Here is a 16,097-nt window from a genome sequence, read left to right on the forward strand (position 1 = left end):
AAAAGGAGTGGCTCAAATGGCAGTAAATTTATATGATTCCGCCTATGCTTTAGAAACAGCGATTCGTCAAAGTAATGAGTATACACAATTACAGCAGGCCTATAACGAAGTAAATAAAGACCCTCAGTCAAAACAAATGTTTGACCAGTTCCGTCAAATGCAAATGAATTTGCAGCAAAAACAAATGATGGGCCAAAATATCTCTGAACAGGAAGTCCAGCAGGCACAATCCACTGTTGCCCTTGTTCAGCAGAATCAAAAAATAGCCCGGTTAATGGATGCAGAACAACGAATGAGCATGGTGATTGGTGAATTAAACAAAGTTATTATGAAACCATTGGAAGATTTATACGGAAATCTGTAAGATTAGTTGAAAGCCTTCGGTCCTTAAACCGAAGGCTTTTGCTCTCTAATATGCGATAAAAGGAATCACTTTTGAAAATTGTCTAGCTGCAGCGCCTAGGGGCTCGGGGTCATAAGCCAAACCGTCAAGAAGGGCTAAGGAAACAGCCTTCTCGCCGGCTCGTCTGTAGCCTTGCGCCCCTGTTCAAGGCGCCTCCGCTTTTCTTTCTGTTCTATATGTAAGTGAAAGGTCATAAAAGTGATATAAAGGCATTTTCACCAAGAACAGGGGGCAACATAATGATTTATCGCTTGCTTGCGCTAAATATCGATGGCACGCTTCTACAATCGAATGGCAAAATTCATAAATCAACAAGGGAAGCAATTGAATATGTTCAGCAAAAAGGAATTTATGTAACATTGGTTACATCACGGAGCTTCCCTTCAGCCAAGAAGGTGGCGAAGGCGTTAAAAATAACAGCACCGCTTATTACCCACCAAGGGGCATTTATTGCAAATACCCTCGAGAAACCAGTATATGTAAAAAGAATTAATGAGGACATTACGTATGACACGATTCGTTTTTTAGAGGCATTGCCATGTCAAATAAGGCTAGTACACGAGCAATTTTCATTAGCAAATAAATTAAAGCTTCATAATCAATTACTGGCCAAAACTGTGTTTACTTCAGGAGACCCGGTTTTCTATTCCCAACAATTTGTGTCTACCTTAAGTGAGTATTTACACGACCAGCCGGTAACTCCTCCAAAAATAGAGGTGTATTTTGAAGATGAGCAGGACCTGAATGATGCCACTCAGGCATTAAGAAAAATGTTTACAGAGATTGATGTGATTCAATTGGATTCACTCAGGCTTGATATTGTTCCAGCTGGTGTTTCCAAGCTAACAGGATTGTCATACTTAGGCAATCAATTAGGGATCAAGCGGAGTGAAATGGTTTATATTGGTGATGGACTTGATGATATCCCGTTAATCGAAGCAGCGGGTTTAGGAGTTTCAATGTGGAATGCCGGCTTTGAGGTCAAGAGGTCATCCGATTGGGTAACAAGGTCCAAAAATGAACATGGTGTGGCCTACATGGTAAAAGAACACTTCCGCAAGCAGCAGCCAATAGAGTTCTTAAGAAAAATGAAAATCATTAAAAATTAAAAAACAAAAATATCAAGGCAACTTTAGTAGCCAATAAAGGTCAGAATAGAAAAGTACTGGTCTCTAATCGAATCTCCTGCTTAATTTAAGCGGGAGATTTTTAATTAAAAGTAAGAAAATTGACCTTGAGAATTGTGCGGCTGCAGCGCCTGGTCAAGGCGCTGCAGCTCTTCTATTAAAATTCAATATATTTAGAAAGCTTGTTTTTATTCTAATCATTTCCATATATAATAAAAGTGAGTGAATAAAAAAGGGGAGGAGATTTCCCATGTCAATTAATTTTGAAACAGATAAGGTCAATTTGCGAGTGAATCATCGTGTTGCCACCATTGAATTAAACCGGCCAGATGCATTAAACGCCATTGATACGGACGTCATTAAGGGGCTAATTTATAAACTGAAGGAAATTAGTGATTCAGATGAGATTGATATTTTAGTATTAACAGGAAAAGGAAGAGCCTTTTCCTCCGGTGGAGATATTAAAACAATGCTGTCCAATATGAATGAAAGTGATTTCTTTCCGGTGATGGATTGCATCAGCGAATTAATTATCACCCTGTACAGCCTGCCAAAACTAACTATTAGTGCTGTTTCGGGTGCAGCAGCAGGTTTAGGATTTAGTTTGGCGCTCTCGACTGATTATATTATTGCAGATAAAACTAGTAAGCTGGCAATGAATTTTATTGGTATTGGCTTAATACCGGATGGCGGGGCACACTTTTTTTTGGAAAAAAGATTAGGAGAGACGATGGCTAAACAGGTCATTTGGGACGGAAAAAGTTTAAGTGCTGACGAAGCATTTAAAATGGGATTAATCCAAGAAGTAGCTGAAAGTAATCTTCTAGAGACGCTAGAGGCAAGGGTGGAAGATTGGCTGAGCCGACCGGTTCAGGCAATGATTAAAACCAAAAAAATAATGGCTGAGAAGAATCGTCCACAATTACTTAAAGTGCTGGAATTAGAAAAATACGGCCAGCAAAAAATGCGGGAAACACGTGACCACCGTGAAGGTATCAGGGCTTTTATCGAAAAAAGGAAGCCAGTCTTTATAGGGAAATAAAAGAAAGAAATTATCCGATTTACTACTTGTGGATAACTTTTTACAGGTTTTGATACGTCCAGCTCCAGCGCCTAGCACCTCGTTGGTCTACAGTCACTCAGGGAATGAAGGCAAAGAACACCTTCTTTCCCTGAGCATCTCATGCTTGGCTACAGCAAGCTATTGCTTTCTGTACGCATTAAGGGCGACTAGTCTCTGTCCTTGCTTTCGCTGGCCATTCTACAAGTCGCCCTATATCGGGGCTGATCAAGGCGCTTGCGCTTTTGTTTTAAGAATGAAATAGTAAAAGCTTGCCGCAAGGTGATGTTAATCGATGTGTCTTTTCTAGCAACTGTTTCTCTCTCAATAGCTGCTCCCCTTGCTTCTTTGCAGCCTCATCATTCCCTGCTTGAAGACTCTCATCTAATAATTTTTCCCCATTTGCCTCAAAGGCTGTTAATTTATACGTTTTCATCGACAATCCCCCATATATATCAATGATTATTAGGAGACGGCGTTTACTAATGCAGCCGTTTCCACTTCAATATTATTTTCACACAATTCTTTGAATTTTTCAAAAAAATAATCAGAAACCAAATTATGGTATATTCGTATTAAAGAGGGAAAGGGGTGCGTATTATGGTACTCAAACTTGAACATGTTACCAAGAAGTTTGGTCAATTTACAGCTGTTAATAATTTATCGATAACTGTTCCGGAAAAAGAGATGTTTGGCTTCTTAGGGGCAAACGGGGCCGGCAAAACCACAACATTTCGAATGATATTAGGACTGCTGGATAGTTCGGCCGGCCGTATTACTTGGGATGATCAAACAATTGACTATTCCACCAGCCATCTGATTGGCTATTTGCCTGAGGAAAGAGGCTTATATCCTAAATTAAAAGTACGGGACCAGATTGTCTATTTAGCCAGATTAAGAGGGATGCAAAAGACTGAGGCATTAATTGAACTAAAATTGTGGTTAGAGCGTTTTAAAATCTTAGATTATGAGAATAAAAAGGTTGAAGAGCTTTCGAAAGGAAATCAGCAGAAAATCCAATTTATTGCCGCGGTCGTCCATAAACCCAAATTATTAATCTTAGATGAGCCGTTTAGTGGACTTGATCCCGTTAATGTGGAGATGCTAAAGGAAGCAGTTTTAACCTTGAAAGATGATGGAGCAACGATTGTGTTTTCGAGTCATCGGATGGAGCATGTGGAGGAAATGTGTGAACATTTATGCATTTTACATAAAGGCAGTCCGGTTGTAAGTGGTTCACTAAAAGATATCAAACGTGAATTTGGCAAAAAGAACCTTGTGATACATGCTGATTTTCCTTTAGACTCATTGAAGAATTTCCCTGGGGTAGTTAAATCCAAAGTGACAATGGAGGGCATTCACCTGCAAATTGAAGGGGAGGAAATTGCCGCAAAAATCCTTAAAGATCTTGTTAATAATGGATTTATTCGCAAGTTTGCTCTAGAAGAGCCTTCATTAAATGATATTTTTATTGAGAAAGTAGGTAATGCCTATGAATAGTTTCTGGATTATCTTATTTCATACCTACCTTAACAAGCTCAAAACGAAATCGTTTCTTGTTACGACGTTATTAACCATAGTCATCGTTTTAGCAATCACTAACATTAATAATATCATAGATTTATTTGATAAAAATGGCGGAAAGGAAAAGGTAGCAGTAATAGACCATACGGGCCAGCTTTACGAGCCATATAAGCAGCAAGTAAAAAGTGTTAATAAAGATATTCAACTTACTTTTTTCAAGGGCGATGAAGACCAAGCGGAAAAGCTGGTCAAAAAAGGCGAGTATGCAGGGGTTATTCAACTGGGTGTAAACGACGAAAAGTTACCTGAAGCTACCTACAAAGCCATGAGTATCGCAGATTCATCCCTATATACTGATCTTCAAACAGGTCTGCAGCAGCTCAAAACGATGCTTGCAGCCTCACAGATTAATTTGGCACCTGAGCAGCTCCAAAAGCTCTATGAACCCGTTTCTTTCAAGAAATTGGCTCTTGAGAAAAACGCAAAAACGGAAGAGGAATTAAACCAGGCAAGAGGCTTAGTCTATGTATTGTTATTTGTTATCTATTTTGCGGTTATTATGTATGCCAACATGATAGCGATGGAGGTAGCAACCGAGAAATCTTCACGCGTTATGGAGATTTTAATTTCAAGTGTTTCTCCAATTAAACAAATGTTTGCAAAAATAGTCGGCATTGGATTATTAAGCCTGACACAATTGGCCGCGTTCTTGCTGGTTGGTTACTATTCATTTTCGAGAAATATGGAATCATTAAAGGATGGCTTTTTCGGTGTGTACGGGTTTGGAGGAATTCCTGCTGGGACAATCGTTTACGCCGTGATTTTCTTTATTCTCGGCTATTTTCTATATGCGACACTTGCGGCCTTTTTGGGGTCGCTTGTCAGCCGGATTGAAGATGTACAGCAGATGATTACACCGATGACTTTATTAGTTGTTGCTGGATTTATGATTGCTATGTTTGGTCTAGGTAAGCCCGATGCTCCGTTTATAACTGCAACATCTTATATTCCTTTCTTCACACCGATGATTATGTTCTTGCGTGTAGGTATGCTGACGATCCCGGCTTGGGAGGCAATCTTAGGAATAATCATCCTAATAGCAACCATTTCAGTACTGGCTATTTTTGGTGCCCGGGTGTACCGCGGTGGTGTCTTAATGTATGGAAAGTCTGACTCTTATAAAGATATTAAAAAGGCATTACAATTAACGAAAAGGTAATAAGTTCAAAAGAGTTTTACCATTATGGTAAAACTCTTTTGTTTTAGAACATGCATTCGCATTCTGGTAGTAAAGATGCTACAATGGAGAAAAGATGGTGAAAGGAATATTTTATGAAAAAAATATCATTTATCCATGCAGCCGACCTTCACTTAGACAGTCCGATGGTCGGGTTTAAGCATTTGCCAGATAATATCTTCACTAGAGTAAAAGACAGTACGTTTACTGCATTGAAAAAATTAACAGCTACTGCAATTCAGCGGCAAGTGGATTTTGTCATTATTGCTGGGGATATATTTGATGGTGAGGATCGCAGTTTACGTGCACAAGCTCGGTTTCGCAAGGAAATGTTTAAACTTAGCGAAGAGAATATCCCTGTTTATATCGTTCACGGTAATCATGACCATTTAAACGGTTCTTGGGTTCATCTTGACATGCCAGAAAATGTTCATGTTTTCGGCAGCAAGGTTGAAACAATGGAGCTACAGACAAAAAGCGGTGCAATCGTTCATCTTTACGGTTTTAGTTATGGAACAAGGCATGTTTTTGAGCGGAAAATAGATGAGTACCAAAAAAAAGATGGCGCAGATTACCATATCGGTATCCTTCACGGAAATGAAAGTTCAGGGACTGAGCACGATAATTACGCTCCATTTACAGTAAAGGACCTTGTTCAGAAAAATTTTGATTATTGGGCGCTTGGACATATCCATAAACGAGCTGAATTGTCTGTGAACCCCCCCATTATTTATCCCGGTAATATCCAAGGAAGAAATAAAAAAGAATCTGGAAGTAAAGGCTTTTATCACGTTACTTTTACAGATTTGGATGCAACCATGGACTTTATTGAGGCCTCAGATATTATTTGGGAAGAAGTAACCGTTAATGCAGAGACCGCAGTTAGTTTTGATGATCTGTTTCATTTATGCCAAACAGTCATTAATGGACTGAGGAAGGAACATACTGGCACACTGTTAACCCTTCTGTTAAAAAATTTGCAGCTTGCTGATTCCCGTGAACATAAAAGCATTGATAATGAATTGCTTGATCTTCTTTTAGAAGATGAAAGGGACGAAGAATCCTTTGTTTGGGTGACGGACTTCAAATTGACGGAAAAATTGTCTATCGATAAAGAAAAAATAAAGACCGAAGCCAATTTCTATGGAGAACTATTTGAGACCATCGATCAGTTTGACCAAATTGAGCAGGCATTAGCGCCCCTCTTTGAGCATCCATTAGGGAGAAAATACTTGCCACAGTTAGTAACAGAAGAGAAAGATGAATTGCTTGAAAAAGCAGAGAAATTATTAATTGAATTACTATATCAGGCCTAATTAAAGGGGATAAGAGGCATGAAAATTCTTGAAATATACATATATGGATACGGCCAATTAGAAAATGTAACGATAAAGTCTCTCTCAGAATTTCAAGTTTTCTATGGCGAGAATGAGGCAGGAAAGACAACCTTGATGGCTTTTATTCATGGCATTTTATTCGGTTTTCCCACCAAACAGTCATCCGAGCTGCGATATGAACCAAAGCACAGTACTAAGTACGGTGGTAAACTTAGAATTTATCATGAAGAGCATGGATACGCTGTGATTGAACGTGTCAAGGGGAAAGCCGCAGGGGATGTAAAGGTGATGATGGATAATGGAGCCATCGGCGGTGATGAGCTCTTAAAAAATTTGCTGGGAAACTTTGATAAAAGTTTGTTCCAAGCCGTTTTCTCCTTTAATTTACAGGGGCTTCAAAACATTCACCAAATGAAGGGTGAAGAGATTGGTAAGTTTTTATTTTCAGCCGGAACCTTGGGTACTGAGCAGCTATCCAAAGCGGAAAGCTTTTTGCAAAAGGAATTAGATGTTCGTTTTAAGCCGTCAGGCAAGAAACCAATTTTGAATGAAAAATTACAGGAACTTCATGAACTAAAGGGTCAATTAAAAAAGGCTGCAGCCAAAAATAACGAATACGAAGAACTTCAACGGAAAAATGAAACATTGCAGCTGGAGGTCCTTCGAATAAATGGCAGTCTTCAGGAAACAGGCGAAAAGATCAATAAAATAAAAGAATGGAAGAGAATTGAATCTGTTGTAAAGGAAGAAATTTGGATCGAAAAAGAATTAAACGATTTAGGTACAATCAATTTCCCAGCACGTGGGATTGAAAGAATTGAAAAAATAAATCAGCTAATCCATCCGTATAAAGCGGAGATTGCGAGTATCGCCAATAGAGTAGAACGTTTACAAGAGGAATTAGCTGGTATTAATCCTGATCTTGAGTTTCTTAAAAATGAGCCATCCATTTTAACATTGCTTGACCAAATTCCGATTATGGAGCAATTAAGGATGGAAAGACAGCAATCCGAACGGAAACTCAGAGAATATGAAGAGAAGCTTTCAATAACCAGAGAAAAACTTCATTTGCCTTTGTCTGAAGAAGAAATCCTAAAGATTAATACAAATATCTACATGAAAAATCAAGTAGAAATGGTTACCCGTAAAAAGCAAAAACTAGAAGAAGTGAAGGAAGAATTAGACAATCAATATCAAGAAGAAAAACAGGCACTTGATGAAATAGAAAAGGAGGTTCGTGCTGCTGAGGATAAGATTCTGCCGACAAAAGAGAGATTACTCCTCGAGGAGCAGCTAAATCAGAAGAGTGATAAAAAAAGCCTAGAATGGGAAATAAAATCGATACAAGACAAAATAAAATTCTATCAACAAGAACATGAACAAAATCAAACAGCAAGAAACAAGTTAAAGAGCGACCGTAAGCTTCAGTTGCTTCTTTTTGAATTGATTCTACTCGGAGTATTTTTGTATGGGGTATATACAAAGCAATGGTTCCTGCTAGCCGTTGGCGTGTTAGGGTGCATTGGGCTTGTATACTTTTTTGTAAAAGGAGGGATGCAGACTAAAGAGGACAACATTTGGCAAACGATTGATGGCCTAAAAGAAAAGGAAAAAATATTGCAAGAAAAACTTCAATCATCCAAATATCTTGATATTACATTACTTGAGAATCAATTAATCATTGATAATCAAAGGCGTCAAGAACTGCAATTGTTAAAACTGAGGCTAAAGCAGCAGCAAGCCCAATTTGAGAAGATTATTTCTAAATTTGAGGAATGGGAATTGGCAGCAGCTCAAAATAAAGAAAAACTTATTTCCATAAGCAAAGAATTAAATATCCCAGAATATATTGCAAACAGCTTTTTAAACGAGGCTTTCGAGTATATTGAACAGTATAAATCCATAACACGAGATAAAAATCAGTTTGTACTTAGGATAAAAGAAATAAATCAACAACATTTTTTAGTAGAGGAGGGTTTAAGAGCATTTGAAACCAGCTTTTTACATGAACAGGGCCTTGATTTACACAATTCTGCCTATCTATTACGAAATAAACTCAAGGAAGAACATGAAAAGCAAATTATGAGCAAAGAGAGAGTCCTAAAGCTAGAAGAACTTAAAGCAGATTTAAATCAAAAAGTGCAGGAACTAGAACTTTTACAAACAGAACATACTAAACTCTTACTGGCTGCCAAAGTAGATTCAGAACAGCAATTCTATAACTTGGGGGAAAAGGCTAAAAGGCAAGAAGAACTGCTTGAGAAACGTCGTCAACTGCAAAATCAGCTACAATATTCTATTCTCTCAGGAGAGGATAAAGAAGGGTTTTTGTCCGTACATGACAGTGCAGAGTTAATAAACCAATGGGGTCTTGAAATAAAAGATTTACAAGAAAAGTTAAAGAAGGTTCAGGATGAGGTGGCTGCCAATAATTTTGAAATTCAAGTTCTCGAGGAGGGCGGGATGTACGCTGACATCCTCCATCAATTTAAACAAAAGAACTATGAATTGGCAGAGGCAGCAAAGGAATGGTCTGTCTATCGTTTGGCGCAAGAGGTACTGCTGGAAACAATTGATAAATATAAAAACGTTCATTTACCAAGGATGCTTTCCATGGCAGAGGAGTACTTGTATTTTTTAACAGATGGAAGTTACAATAGAATTCATTTGCAAAAGTCAGGGACAGGTTTCCTAATTGAACGGAATGACCACACTGTCTTTGAAGCAAATGAACTAAGTCAGGCGACAACTGAGCAATTATATGTCTCCATTCGTTTGGCTTTGGCTACTACTCTTTATGAAAAGTATCAGTTTCCGATTATAATTGATGATAGCTTTGTTAATTTTGATGCCAAGAGAACACAAAAGGTAATTGAACTTCTTAGTAGATTGAAACATAATCAGATTCTATTTTTCACCTGTCACAACCATTTATTATCTTATTTCCAAAAGGAAAATATTCTTTGTTTGGAAAAAGGTACTGTTCAGATTACTTAATAGAGTCCTAGCTGGATATGTTATACTCTAATTATCGGAGGGGAGAGTGAAGAGGTTGAGCAAGGGAGTATTACAGTATGATGTAGGGGCACAGGTTGATTTATACCTCCTTATTAAAAGTTCGACAAAAGGGATTGCCAGTAATGGTAAACCATTTTTGACATTAATTCTGCAAGACCAAAGCGGGGAAATTGAGGCAAAACTCTGGGACGCTGGGGCTGATGATGAAAAGAATTATGCAGCACAGACCATTGTAAAAATATTAGGGGATGTTCAAAACTACCGCGGTAAAAGTCAGTTGAAAATCCGCCAAATCCGAAAAACCGGCCCTTCTGATGGTGTAAGGCTTGATGATTTTCTTGAGACAGCACCTGTTAGCCAGGAAGAAATGATGAGCAAGCTGACCCAATATATATTTGAAATGAAAAACCCGAACATCCAGAGGATCACTCGTCATTTAATAAAAAAACATCAAAAGGCATTCATGGAATATCCTGCAGCAACAAAAAATCATCATGAATTCGTTTCAGGGCTTGCTTATCATGTTTGTAGTATGCTGGACCTGGCCAAAGCGATAGCATCTTTATATCCTAGTCTCGATAAAGATTTACTCTATGCCGGCGTTATTTTGCATGATATGGGAAAAGTCATGGAATTATCAGGTCCTATTTCAACATCATATACCATTGAGGGGAATTTACTTGGACATATTACTATTATGATTACTGAAATTGGTAAAGCAGCTGAGGAACTAAGCATTACAGGAGAAGAAGTATTAATTCTCCAGCACCTGGTTTTAAGCCATCATGGTAAAGCTGAGTGGGGAAGTCCAAAACCTCCATTAATAAAGGAAGCCGAAATTCTTCATTATATAGATAATCTTGATGCAAAAATGAACATGCTTGACCGGGCTTTAGAAAGAGTCAAGCCAGGGGAGTATACGGAGCGTATATTTGCGTTAGATAACCGAGCCTTTTATAAGCCAGTTTTCCATAAATAACGTCCAAAATAACCCGAATCGGGTTATTTTTTTTTGGACAAAAGAATATTTTAGGTGTCGCTGAAATATGTTGTAGTAAAAGAAATCTAAAAGTGGACAAACTTTAACGAAGGGAGCAGGAGATATTGATGATACCTATTTGGATTTATGCAGTAGTAGCAGGAATAGTCATAAGTGCCCTAATGGCGATTAAAACAGGGCGGGAAGAACGGCAAGTGGAAATGGAAAGTATCGAGCGTGAAGGTGAAATTTATATAGAGCGGCTCGAGCGTGAGAAAGAAATGCGAGAGGAATTGAAAGCAACAGGTGAATAAATAAACCCGAGTGGCAAAGGTAAAAACTATATAAGGTAATGTAAAAAAGCGGAAGCCCCTTAATTAGGCTTCCGCTTTCCTATAGTTATTATTGCGCTGCAGTTGTCGTTGCATTTAGAGCATCTTTTAAGTCTTTGTCATTTACTTTTACGTCAGCCGCTTTAAGTTCGTTCTGCATTGCTTTATTAATATCATCACTTGTTAATTTAGATGATTTTACTTGGTATACAATATCCTTCTTCATTGCATTATAAGACTTCTTCTCTTTTTTCTCTGTAACCTGAATGATATGGTAACCAAATTGTGTTTTTACTGGTGCACTAATTTCATTTACTTTAAGAGCATATGCCGCTTTTATGAAATCAGCATCGTACTGGTCTTTATTTGTATTATTGATGGTACCCAGATCACCGCCGTTTTGCGCAGAAGCCGTATCTGTTGAAGATTTTTTTGCAACATCCTCAAATTTTGCGCCGCCATCAAGTTGTTTCTTAACGTCAAGGGCTGTTTTTTCATCTTTAACAAGAATGTGGCGAACCTTTATATCAGGTTGATAGGAAGCATAATAATCCTTTAATTCTTTATCCGTTACCTTAACATCTTTCATTGCTGCCTTTTCTTGTAACATTCCAAGTTTCATGGTTTTCTTCAAATCTGCTTCGTTTTTGTATCCATACTGGGCAAGAGTAGCATCAAAATTTGTACCAAGCTGCTCTTTTAAATCGTTCACCTTCGCATTTAACTCTGCATCCGTTACTTTGTACTTTTTAGATAGCACCTTTTCATATACAAGTTGTTGAAGGGCTTGCTCACCGTATCTGGCCTTCATTGTATTGTATAGTTCCTCTTGAGTAACATTCCCAGCCTTACTTTCTGCCACTTTTTCAGAACTAGTTTGATTACATGCACCTAATGCAAGTACACTGCCAGCCATTGTAAGGGCTAATATCCATTTTTTCATGCTGAAATCTCTCCTAAATAGTTAAATTCTGTGAAAAGGTTTGTCCACAATGATTACTATAACATAAATGGGTACTGCTGCAAAAATATTAGTAAGCGTTTAGCGAAATTTCAAACAAATGAAGCTACTTGGACTTTTCCAGAAAAATAAGCTAAGTGCCTAAACGAAATTAAACCTTTATGAATAGTATATCTTAGCAAATGAAAAAGGAGGTTTTATGATGAGTGCAGGATATGGCGGAGGATTCGCTCTAATTGTAGTCCTTTTCATCCTATTGATTATTGTTGGGGCTTCTTGGGTTTATTAATGTAACAAAATCACAATGAGGGGAGGTTAAATTATGTCTGGTGGAGCAGGTTACGGTGGAGGATTTGCATTAGTTGTAGTCCTTTTCATCTTATTGATTATCATTGGAGCTTCTTGGATTTACTAAGAAAAAATAATAAAAATAAAAAGCGATGAGAATTACCTCATCGCTTCGCTTTTTTTACTCTTATTACATATCCCCAAATTTTATTTATGGATTATGTATATAGGATTTCTAAGTATGATGAAATCAATAAAATGGTAATGAGAACATTAATGGTACGAAATACCTTATGCTGGTTCTCTTCCGGTATTTCCTTTTGGATACAAAGGGAATTGGTCATTTTATTTACATAGAATAAAATAAATATAGCGAAGACAATAAAAATGGAGATCATCGATGATTCCCTCCCAGATGGTTTACTTATGATTTTTCAGCGATATATGTTTTGAAATCTAACTAGTATAGCTTTATAAGGAAAGCTTCCGCTTTTCTATATACAATATCAAAAAACATAAGAAAAAGATAGTAAAAAAGAATGGAAGTTTTCTAGAATGTTATAGAGTCTAAATATTTGTAATTTTTTTTTGATTATCGAAAAAAAAGGTTTACCCATCTCTTTAAAAGGTGAATAATGAACATAGGTAAAGTAGGTATTAAAAAGAGGTGTTAATATGAACGAACAGGATATTCTTTTACAACGGATTAATCTTCTTGAATTTCATCAGAGGTTATTAATAAAATTGCTGGACAATCCCAATTATGATTTTTATCGGTTAATTATTGAAAACGGGATCTCGGAGCAGGAAGCCAACAAGTTCTATTATTTGTGTGATAAATTGAACATGAAACTGGCAGAACAAAAAGCGGAAGGCTTCGTTCATTTCCATCCGCTTTTTAAACAATTATCTGCTACGTTACCAGCTAATTTGAAAATTGAAGAGGTCGTAAGGGCCTGTTTGAAGCAAAAATTGTTCGAGCCTCTTTTTGAGGAGATACAAAAGTACCTATAAGACAGGCCAATTTAAACTAGTTCTTGTTCCGTTTTTTTGGCCTTTTTCAGTGTGCCATTTTCTTCAACAAACTCACTTTCGATATTATGGAAAGACCGTTCAAAGATTTCCATGAAATCTTCGCCATAAATATTGCGGACAATGGCCATCATTTCAATAATATCCGGAAATTTTCCATATAGTTCTCGAAGGGGTAACGCCCCTGAAAAAGCAGCATTTCCTTTTGGCTGATAGGTTTCCATTGATTGAAGCAGAATCTCTTCGCCTTTATCTGTCAGTTGAATATACGTATTTCGCTTGTCATTTTCCTTTTTTGAAAATTTCAGCAATCCTCGTTCTTCTAACTTTTTCGAAAAATTAAAAGCTGTTGAGACATGCATGACCCCAAATTTTGCAACGTCTGAGATGGAAGCTCCATTCAAATGGTAAGCGATCCAGAGAATATGGTGTTCATTAATATTTAAATCATAGGGTTTAATCCATTGCTGCCAATCTTTTTCAATTGATTTCCATAGTGCTTTGCTTAATTGTGTTATTCGCTGACTAAATATCATCGCTTCCTTTAACGAATATTGTTTCTCAGTCATCCCCATTTTCACCTACTTTTAATTTCTCTATTTTCATTATGCCAATAAAATAAAAATTAATAAAGTATAAATTCACAAAATTTTTAGAAATCACACAATTTTTATCTTGTTTTTTGTTTTTTTATGAAAAAACTACTTGAAAGACAACTTGGTGGGTCTAATCAGACTATTTATTATAATTTAATATCTTTTCGTCCAATTCTTGAATGGTTTCTTTCATCTGAGTAATTTCTTTTTGAATTTTCTGTTGCTGAGGGCGCACTTCTTCTTCCCAGAGTGCAAGGGCAGTCTTAACATCTGTTAAAAATGTTGAAATTTGTGTTCTGCCTTCTTTTGTTGCATGTAAAGCAGAGCTTTTTAGGTCCAATAAGTTATGCTTGAGGATCTGTAATTGATTAAGAGCAACCTGGGTGTTTTTTTTCATTTTAACCCTGGTTACTTTGCCTGAATTTGGTGTCGTTAGTAAAATACTAATACCAGCAGCAAGCCCTCCGGTTATAAATCCGTATAGAAAAGTTTTAACTTTCATTTTTTTACTTCCTCCAAAAAGGCAACTTTTAAAAGTAATTGTAGTTTTTGATATAGCTCCCTTTACGTTTTCCCTTACACAAGTCCTTCATAGGAATGGACGATGTATCATATAAATAGTTACAACTATTGTTCGAAAATGATTCGAAGTAGGGGGAACAAAGGGATGAAGACTGCAGCTTTGACTTTTTTCATGTTAAGTGTGATTCTGCTCTTTGGCACACTTAAAAATTTAGTTGAATTAAAAAGACCAGGTGTCTATCCACCTAAACAAGTATTAAAGAAAAGGTCTGCCGGTCTAGCCGGCTTTGCCTGTATTTGTCTGTTGGTTGCGCTAATGCTCTCGTATTTTTCATAGAAATAATTTAAGAAAAGAACCCCATGGGGTTCTTTTTCTTAAAAGATCCCGTGGATTATTTTTGAATCACGGAAGCTGATGTTAATTTAGTTCTCTTAACAATCGATTGAGCTACTGGATACAAAATAACCATAACGGCCGTATTTAGAACAGTTGCAGGTAATACAGCTGCTACAAATAACGCTGTAAATGGGGCAGGTAATCCTGCGATAAAGAAGGCTGCACCTAAAAATACACTTCCTGATACCAATGTACCGATCGCAGTTAAGACCCCAACACTAATAATCGATTTTCGATATTTGTTTAAGGCTAAAAATAAACCGAAAAAGACTAAAGCTGTGATTGGCTTATCAATGATATTCGGAATGGTACCACCAGGAAAACTAGTTGTGATGCCAGACAATATACCAGTCACAATTGCGAGCAGCATGACACTTTTTATTTCTGGAATAAGAATAATTCCCAAAAACATCATGGCTAGCATCATATCCGGCTTAATGCTAAGGAACGCTGGCATTACAGTATGCAACACGACCCCAATCCCCGCCAAAAGTGCTAAAACAACAAGATTCTTTGTATTCATTTCTCATCTCTCCTCTGCTATCCTAAGCTATTAATTTCTCCTGCAGTGCACTCATTGCCTGCAGCGAAAAACTTATACTCATTATACCATATTAAGATAATATTTTTAAAGAAATAATTTTCAGAAAATTTAAGGTTAGCCCTTGTTAAATGAACTATAGTTGTTTTTGAATCTTTGCCGCCATGTCCTGTAATATTTGTGGGGTATAATCACTTTGATTGTTTTTCCAGACAGCGCCGAAGCCATCACCTTTACCATAGCGCGGGATTAAATGCAAATGGAAGTGAAAGACAGATTGTCCTGCATGCTCACCATTATTATTTACGGAATTTAGACCGATAGGTTCAAATTCCTTTTTTAACGCATTAGAAATAGAAGGTACTACTTCATATAGGTTTCTGGCAATTTCGGGTGTTAACTCATATAAGTTTTCTTTATGTATTTTCGGAATAACAAGGGTATGACCTTTGGTTACTTGACTGATATCTAAAAATGCTAAAACATGTTCATTCTCAAAAACTTTTGCAGCCGGAATTTCTCCCCTAATAATTTTACAAAAAATACAATCACTCATATATACAGCCCCTTTTATATGTTTGTATTATTTTACCATAATTAACCTAAAAAGAAAAAGACAGGATCCGCGTGGAATCCTGTCTTCCCGAAGGGGAATGCTTCAATCTACGTTCATTTAGGAATGTTCTTTGATAAACACCTCATTTTTCATAGAGTGTTTTTTTATAAAGATACATCATTGTTCA

At 37.0% G+C, this 16,097-nt stretch carries 20 protein-coding genes; 13 read left to right on the forward strand and 7 right to left on the reverse strand.

From position 1 onward, the window contains the following. The first annotated feature begins 16 nt into the window (after positions 1 to 16). The 3 genes from M3226_RS07775 to M3226_RS07785 all read left to right on the forward strand — a co-directional run bounded on the left by M3226_RS07775 (position 17) and on the right by M3226_RS07785 (position 2,572). A complete protein-coding gene (locus M3226_RS07775) occupies positions 17 to 364 on the forward strand; it encodes a YlbF family regulator (RefSeq protein ID WP_251564131.1) in 348 nt (115 codons plus the stop codon). Between the two features lie 278 nt (positions 365 to 642). Beyond that, positions 643 to 1,512 (forward strand): Cof-type HAD-IIB family hydrolase, encoded by an 870-nt coding sequence (locus tag M3226_RS07780; protein WP_251564134.1) that lies wholly within the window; start codon positions 643 to 645, stop codon positions 1,510 to 1,512. A gap of 268 nt (positions 1,513 to 1,780) precedes the next feature. Then, the gene (locus M3226_RS07785) at positions 1,781 to 2,572 is read left to right on the forward strand and encodes an enoyl-CoA hydratase (protein WP_251564136.1); all 792 of its coding nucleotides are present in this window, start codon (positions 1,781 to 1,783) and stop codon (positions 2,570 to 2,572) included. Positions 2,573 to 2,840: 268 nt separating this feature from the next. Here the strand turns inward: M3226_RS07785 and M3226_RS07790 are convergent, their stop codons facing one another. Beyond that, positions 2,841 to 3,026 (reverse strand): YhzD family protein, encoded by a 186-nt coding sequence (locus M3226_RS07790; RefSeq protein ID WP_251564138.1) that lies wholly within the window; start codon positions 3,024 to 3,026, stop codon positions 2,841 to 2,843. A gap of 164 nt (positions 3,027 to 3,190) precedes the next feature. On the opposite strand from M3226_RS07790, the gene M3226_RS07795 reads away from it, so the two are divergent. The 6 genes from M3226_RS07795 (at position 3,191) to M3226_RS07820 (ending at position 10,999) form a co-directional block, all read left to right on the forward strand. After that, positions 3,191 to 4,090 carry an ABC transporter ATP-binding protein gene (locus M3226_RS07795; protein ID WP_251564140.1) on the forward strand — a complete coding sequence of 300 codons (900 nt, stop codon included), beginning with the start codon at positions 3,191 to 3,193 and terminating at the stop codon, positions 4,088 to 4,090. Continuing rightward, entirely contained in the window at positions 4,083 to 5,333 is a 1,251-nt protein-coding gene (locus tag M3226_RS07800) for an ABC transporter permease (protein ID WP_251564142.1), read from the forward strand. Before M3226_RS07795 ends, M3226_RS07800 begins: the two co-directional genes overlap by 8 nt. Before the next feature lie 113 nt (positions 5,334 to 5,446). Beyond that, positions 5,447 to 6,667: a metallophosphoesterase family protein gene (locus tag M3226_RS07805; protein ID WP_251564143.1), complete on the forward strand. Its 1,221-nt coding sequence runs from the start codon at positions 5,447 to 5,449 to the stop codon at positions 6,665 to 6,667. 18 nt (positions 6,668 to 6,685) lie between these two features. Then, positions 6,686 to 9,685 carry an ATP-binding protein gene (locus tag M3226_RS07810; RefSeq protein WP_251564145.1) on the forward strand — a complete coding sequence of 1,000 codons (3,000 nt, stop codon included), beginning with the start codon at positions 6,686 to 6,688 and terminating at the stop codon, positions 9,683 to 9,685. 55 nt (positions 9,686 to 9,740) lie between these two features. Continuing rightward, positions 9,741 to 10,685 carry a 3'-5' exoribonuclease YhaM gene (gene yhaM / locus M3226_RS07815; protein ID WP_251564147.1) on the forward strand — a complete coding sequence of 315 codons (945 nt, stop codon included), beginning with the start codon at positions 9,741 to 9,743 and terminating at the stop codon, positions 10,683 to 10,685. A 125-nt stretch (positions 10,686 to 10,810) separates the two neighbouring features. Further along, positions 10,811 to 10,999: a sporulation YhaL family protein gene (locus tag M3226_RS07820; RefSeq protein ID WP_176541166.1), complete on the forward strand. Its 189-nt coding sequence runs from the start codon at positions 10,811 to 10,813 to the stop codon at positions 10,997 to 10,999. 88 nt (positions 11,000 to 11,087) lie between these two features. Here M3226_RS07820 and M3226_RS07825 read toward each other — a convergent pair whose 3' ends face one another. Continuing rightward, a complete protein-coding gene (locus tag M3226_RS07825) occupies positions 11,088 to 11,960 on the reverse strand; it encodes a peptidylprolyl isomerase (RefSeq protein WP_251564149.1) in 873 nt (290 codons plus the stop codon). A gap of 220 nt (positions 11,961 to 12,180) precedes the next feature. Between M3226_RS07825 and M3226_RS07830 the strand changes: the two genes are divergently transcribed. Both M3226_RS07830 and M3226_RS07835 read left to right on the forward strand, forming a co-directional pair. Then, positions 12,181 to 12,267 (forward strand): YjcZ family sporulation protein, encoded by an 87-nt coding sequence (locus tag M3226_RS07830; RefSeq protein ID WP_098529756.1) that lies wholly within the window; start codon positions 12,181 to 12,183, stop codon positions 12,265 to 12,267. A gap of 33 nt (positions 12,268 to 12,300) precedes the next feature. Beyond that, a complete protein-coding gene (locus tag M3226_RS07835) occupies positions 12,301 to 12,393 on the forward strand; it encodes a YjcZ family sporulation protein (RefSeq protein ID WP_040204450.1) in 93 nt (30 codons plus the stop codon). A gap of 91 nt (positions 12,394 to 12,484) precedes the next feature. Here the strand turns inward: M3226_RS07835 and M3226_RS07840 are convergent, their stop codons facing one another. After that, a complete protein-coding gene (locus M3226_RS07840) occupies positions 12,485 to 12,664 on the reverse strand; it encodes a hypothetical protein (protein WP_098529757.1) in 180 nt (59 codons plus the stop codon). 277 nt (positions 12,665 to 12,941) lie between these two features. Here M3226_RS07840 and M3226_RS07845 point away from each other — a divergent pair, with 277 nt between their 5' ends. After that, positions 12,942 to 13,280 carry a DUF1878 family protein gene (locus M3226_RS07845; protein WP_251564153.1) on the forward strand — a complete coding sequence of 113 codons (339 nt, stop codon included), beginning with the start codon at positions 12,942 to 12,944 and terminating at the stop codon, positions 13,278 to 13,280. 11 nt (positions 13,281 to 13,291) lie between these two features. Here the strand turns inward: M3226_RS07845 and M3226_RS07850 are convergent, their stop codons facing one another. Together M3226_RS07850 and M3226_RS07855 are read right to left on the reverse strand one after the other, a co-directional pair. Next, positions 13,292 to 13,867: an HTH-type transcriptional regulator Hpr gene (locus M3226_RS07850; RefSeq protein ID WP_098529759.1), complete on the reverse strand. Its 576-nt coding sequence runs from the start codon at positions 13,865 to 13,867 to the stop codon at positions 13,292 to 13,294. Between the two features lie 166 nt (positions 13,868 to 14,033). Beyond that, positions 14,034 to 14,396: a YtxH domain-containing protein gene (locus M3226_RS07855; protein WP_251564155.1), complete on the reverse strand. Its 363-nt coding sequence runs from the start codon at positions 14,394 to 14,396 to the stop codon at positions 14,034 to 14,036. Between the two features lie 165 nt (positions 14,397 to 14,561). Between M3226_RS07855 and M3226_RS07860 the strand changes: the two genes are divergently transcribed. Then, positions 14,562 to 14,753: a hypothetical protein gene (locus M3226_RS07860; RefSeq protein WP_251564157.1), complete on the forward strand. Its 192-nt coding sequence runs from the start codon at positions 14,562 to 14,564 to the stop codon at positions 14,751 to 14,753. Positions 14,754 to 14,808: 55 nt separating this feature from the next. On the opposite strand, the gene M3226_RS07865 is transcribed toward M3226_RS07860, so the two are convergent. Continuing rightward, a complete protein-coding gene (locus tag M3226_RS07865; RefSeq protein WP_098529762.1) occupies positions 14,809 to 15,336 on the reverse strand; it encodes a tryptophan transporter in 528 nt (175 codons plus the stop codon). Positions 15,337 to 15,490: 154 nt separating this feature from the next. Continuing rightward, on the reverse strand, positions 15,491 to 15,910 hold the full coding sequence (locus tag M3226_RS07870; RefSeq protein ID WP_251564159.1) for an HIT family protein: 420 nt from the start codon (positions 15,908 to 15,910) through the stop codon (positions 15,491 to 15,493). Positions 15,911 to 16,097: the final 187 nt, after the last annotated feature.

This window comes from Neobacillus cucumis, from assembly GCF_023715505.1.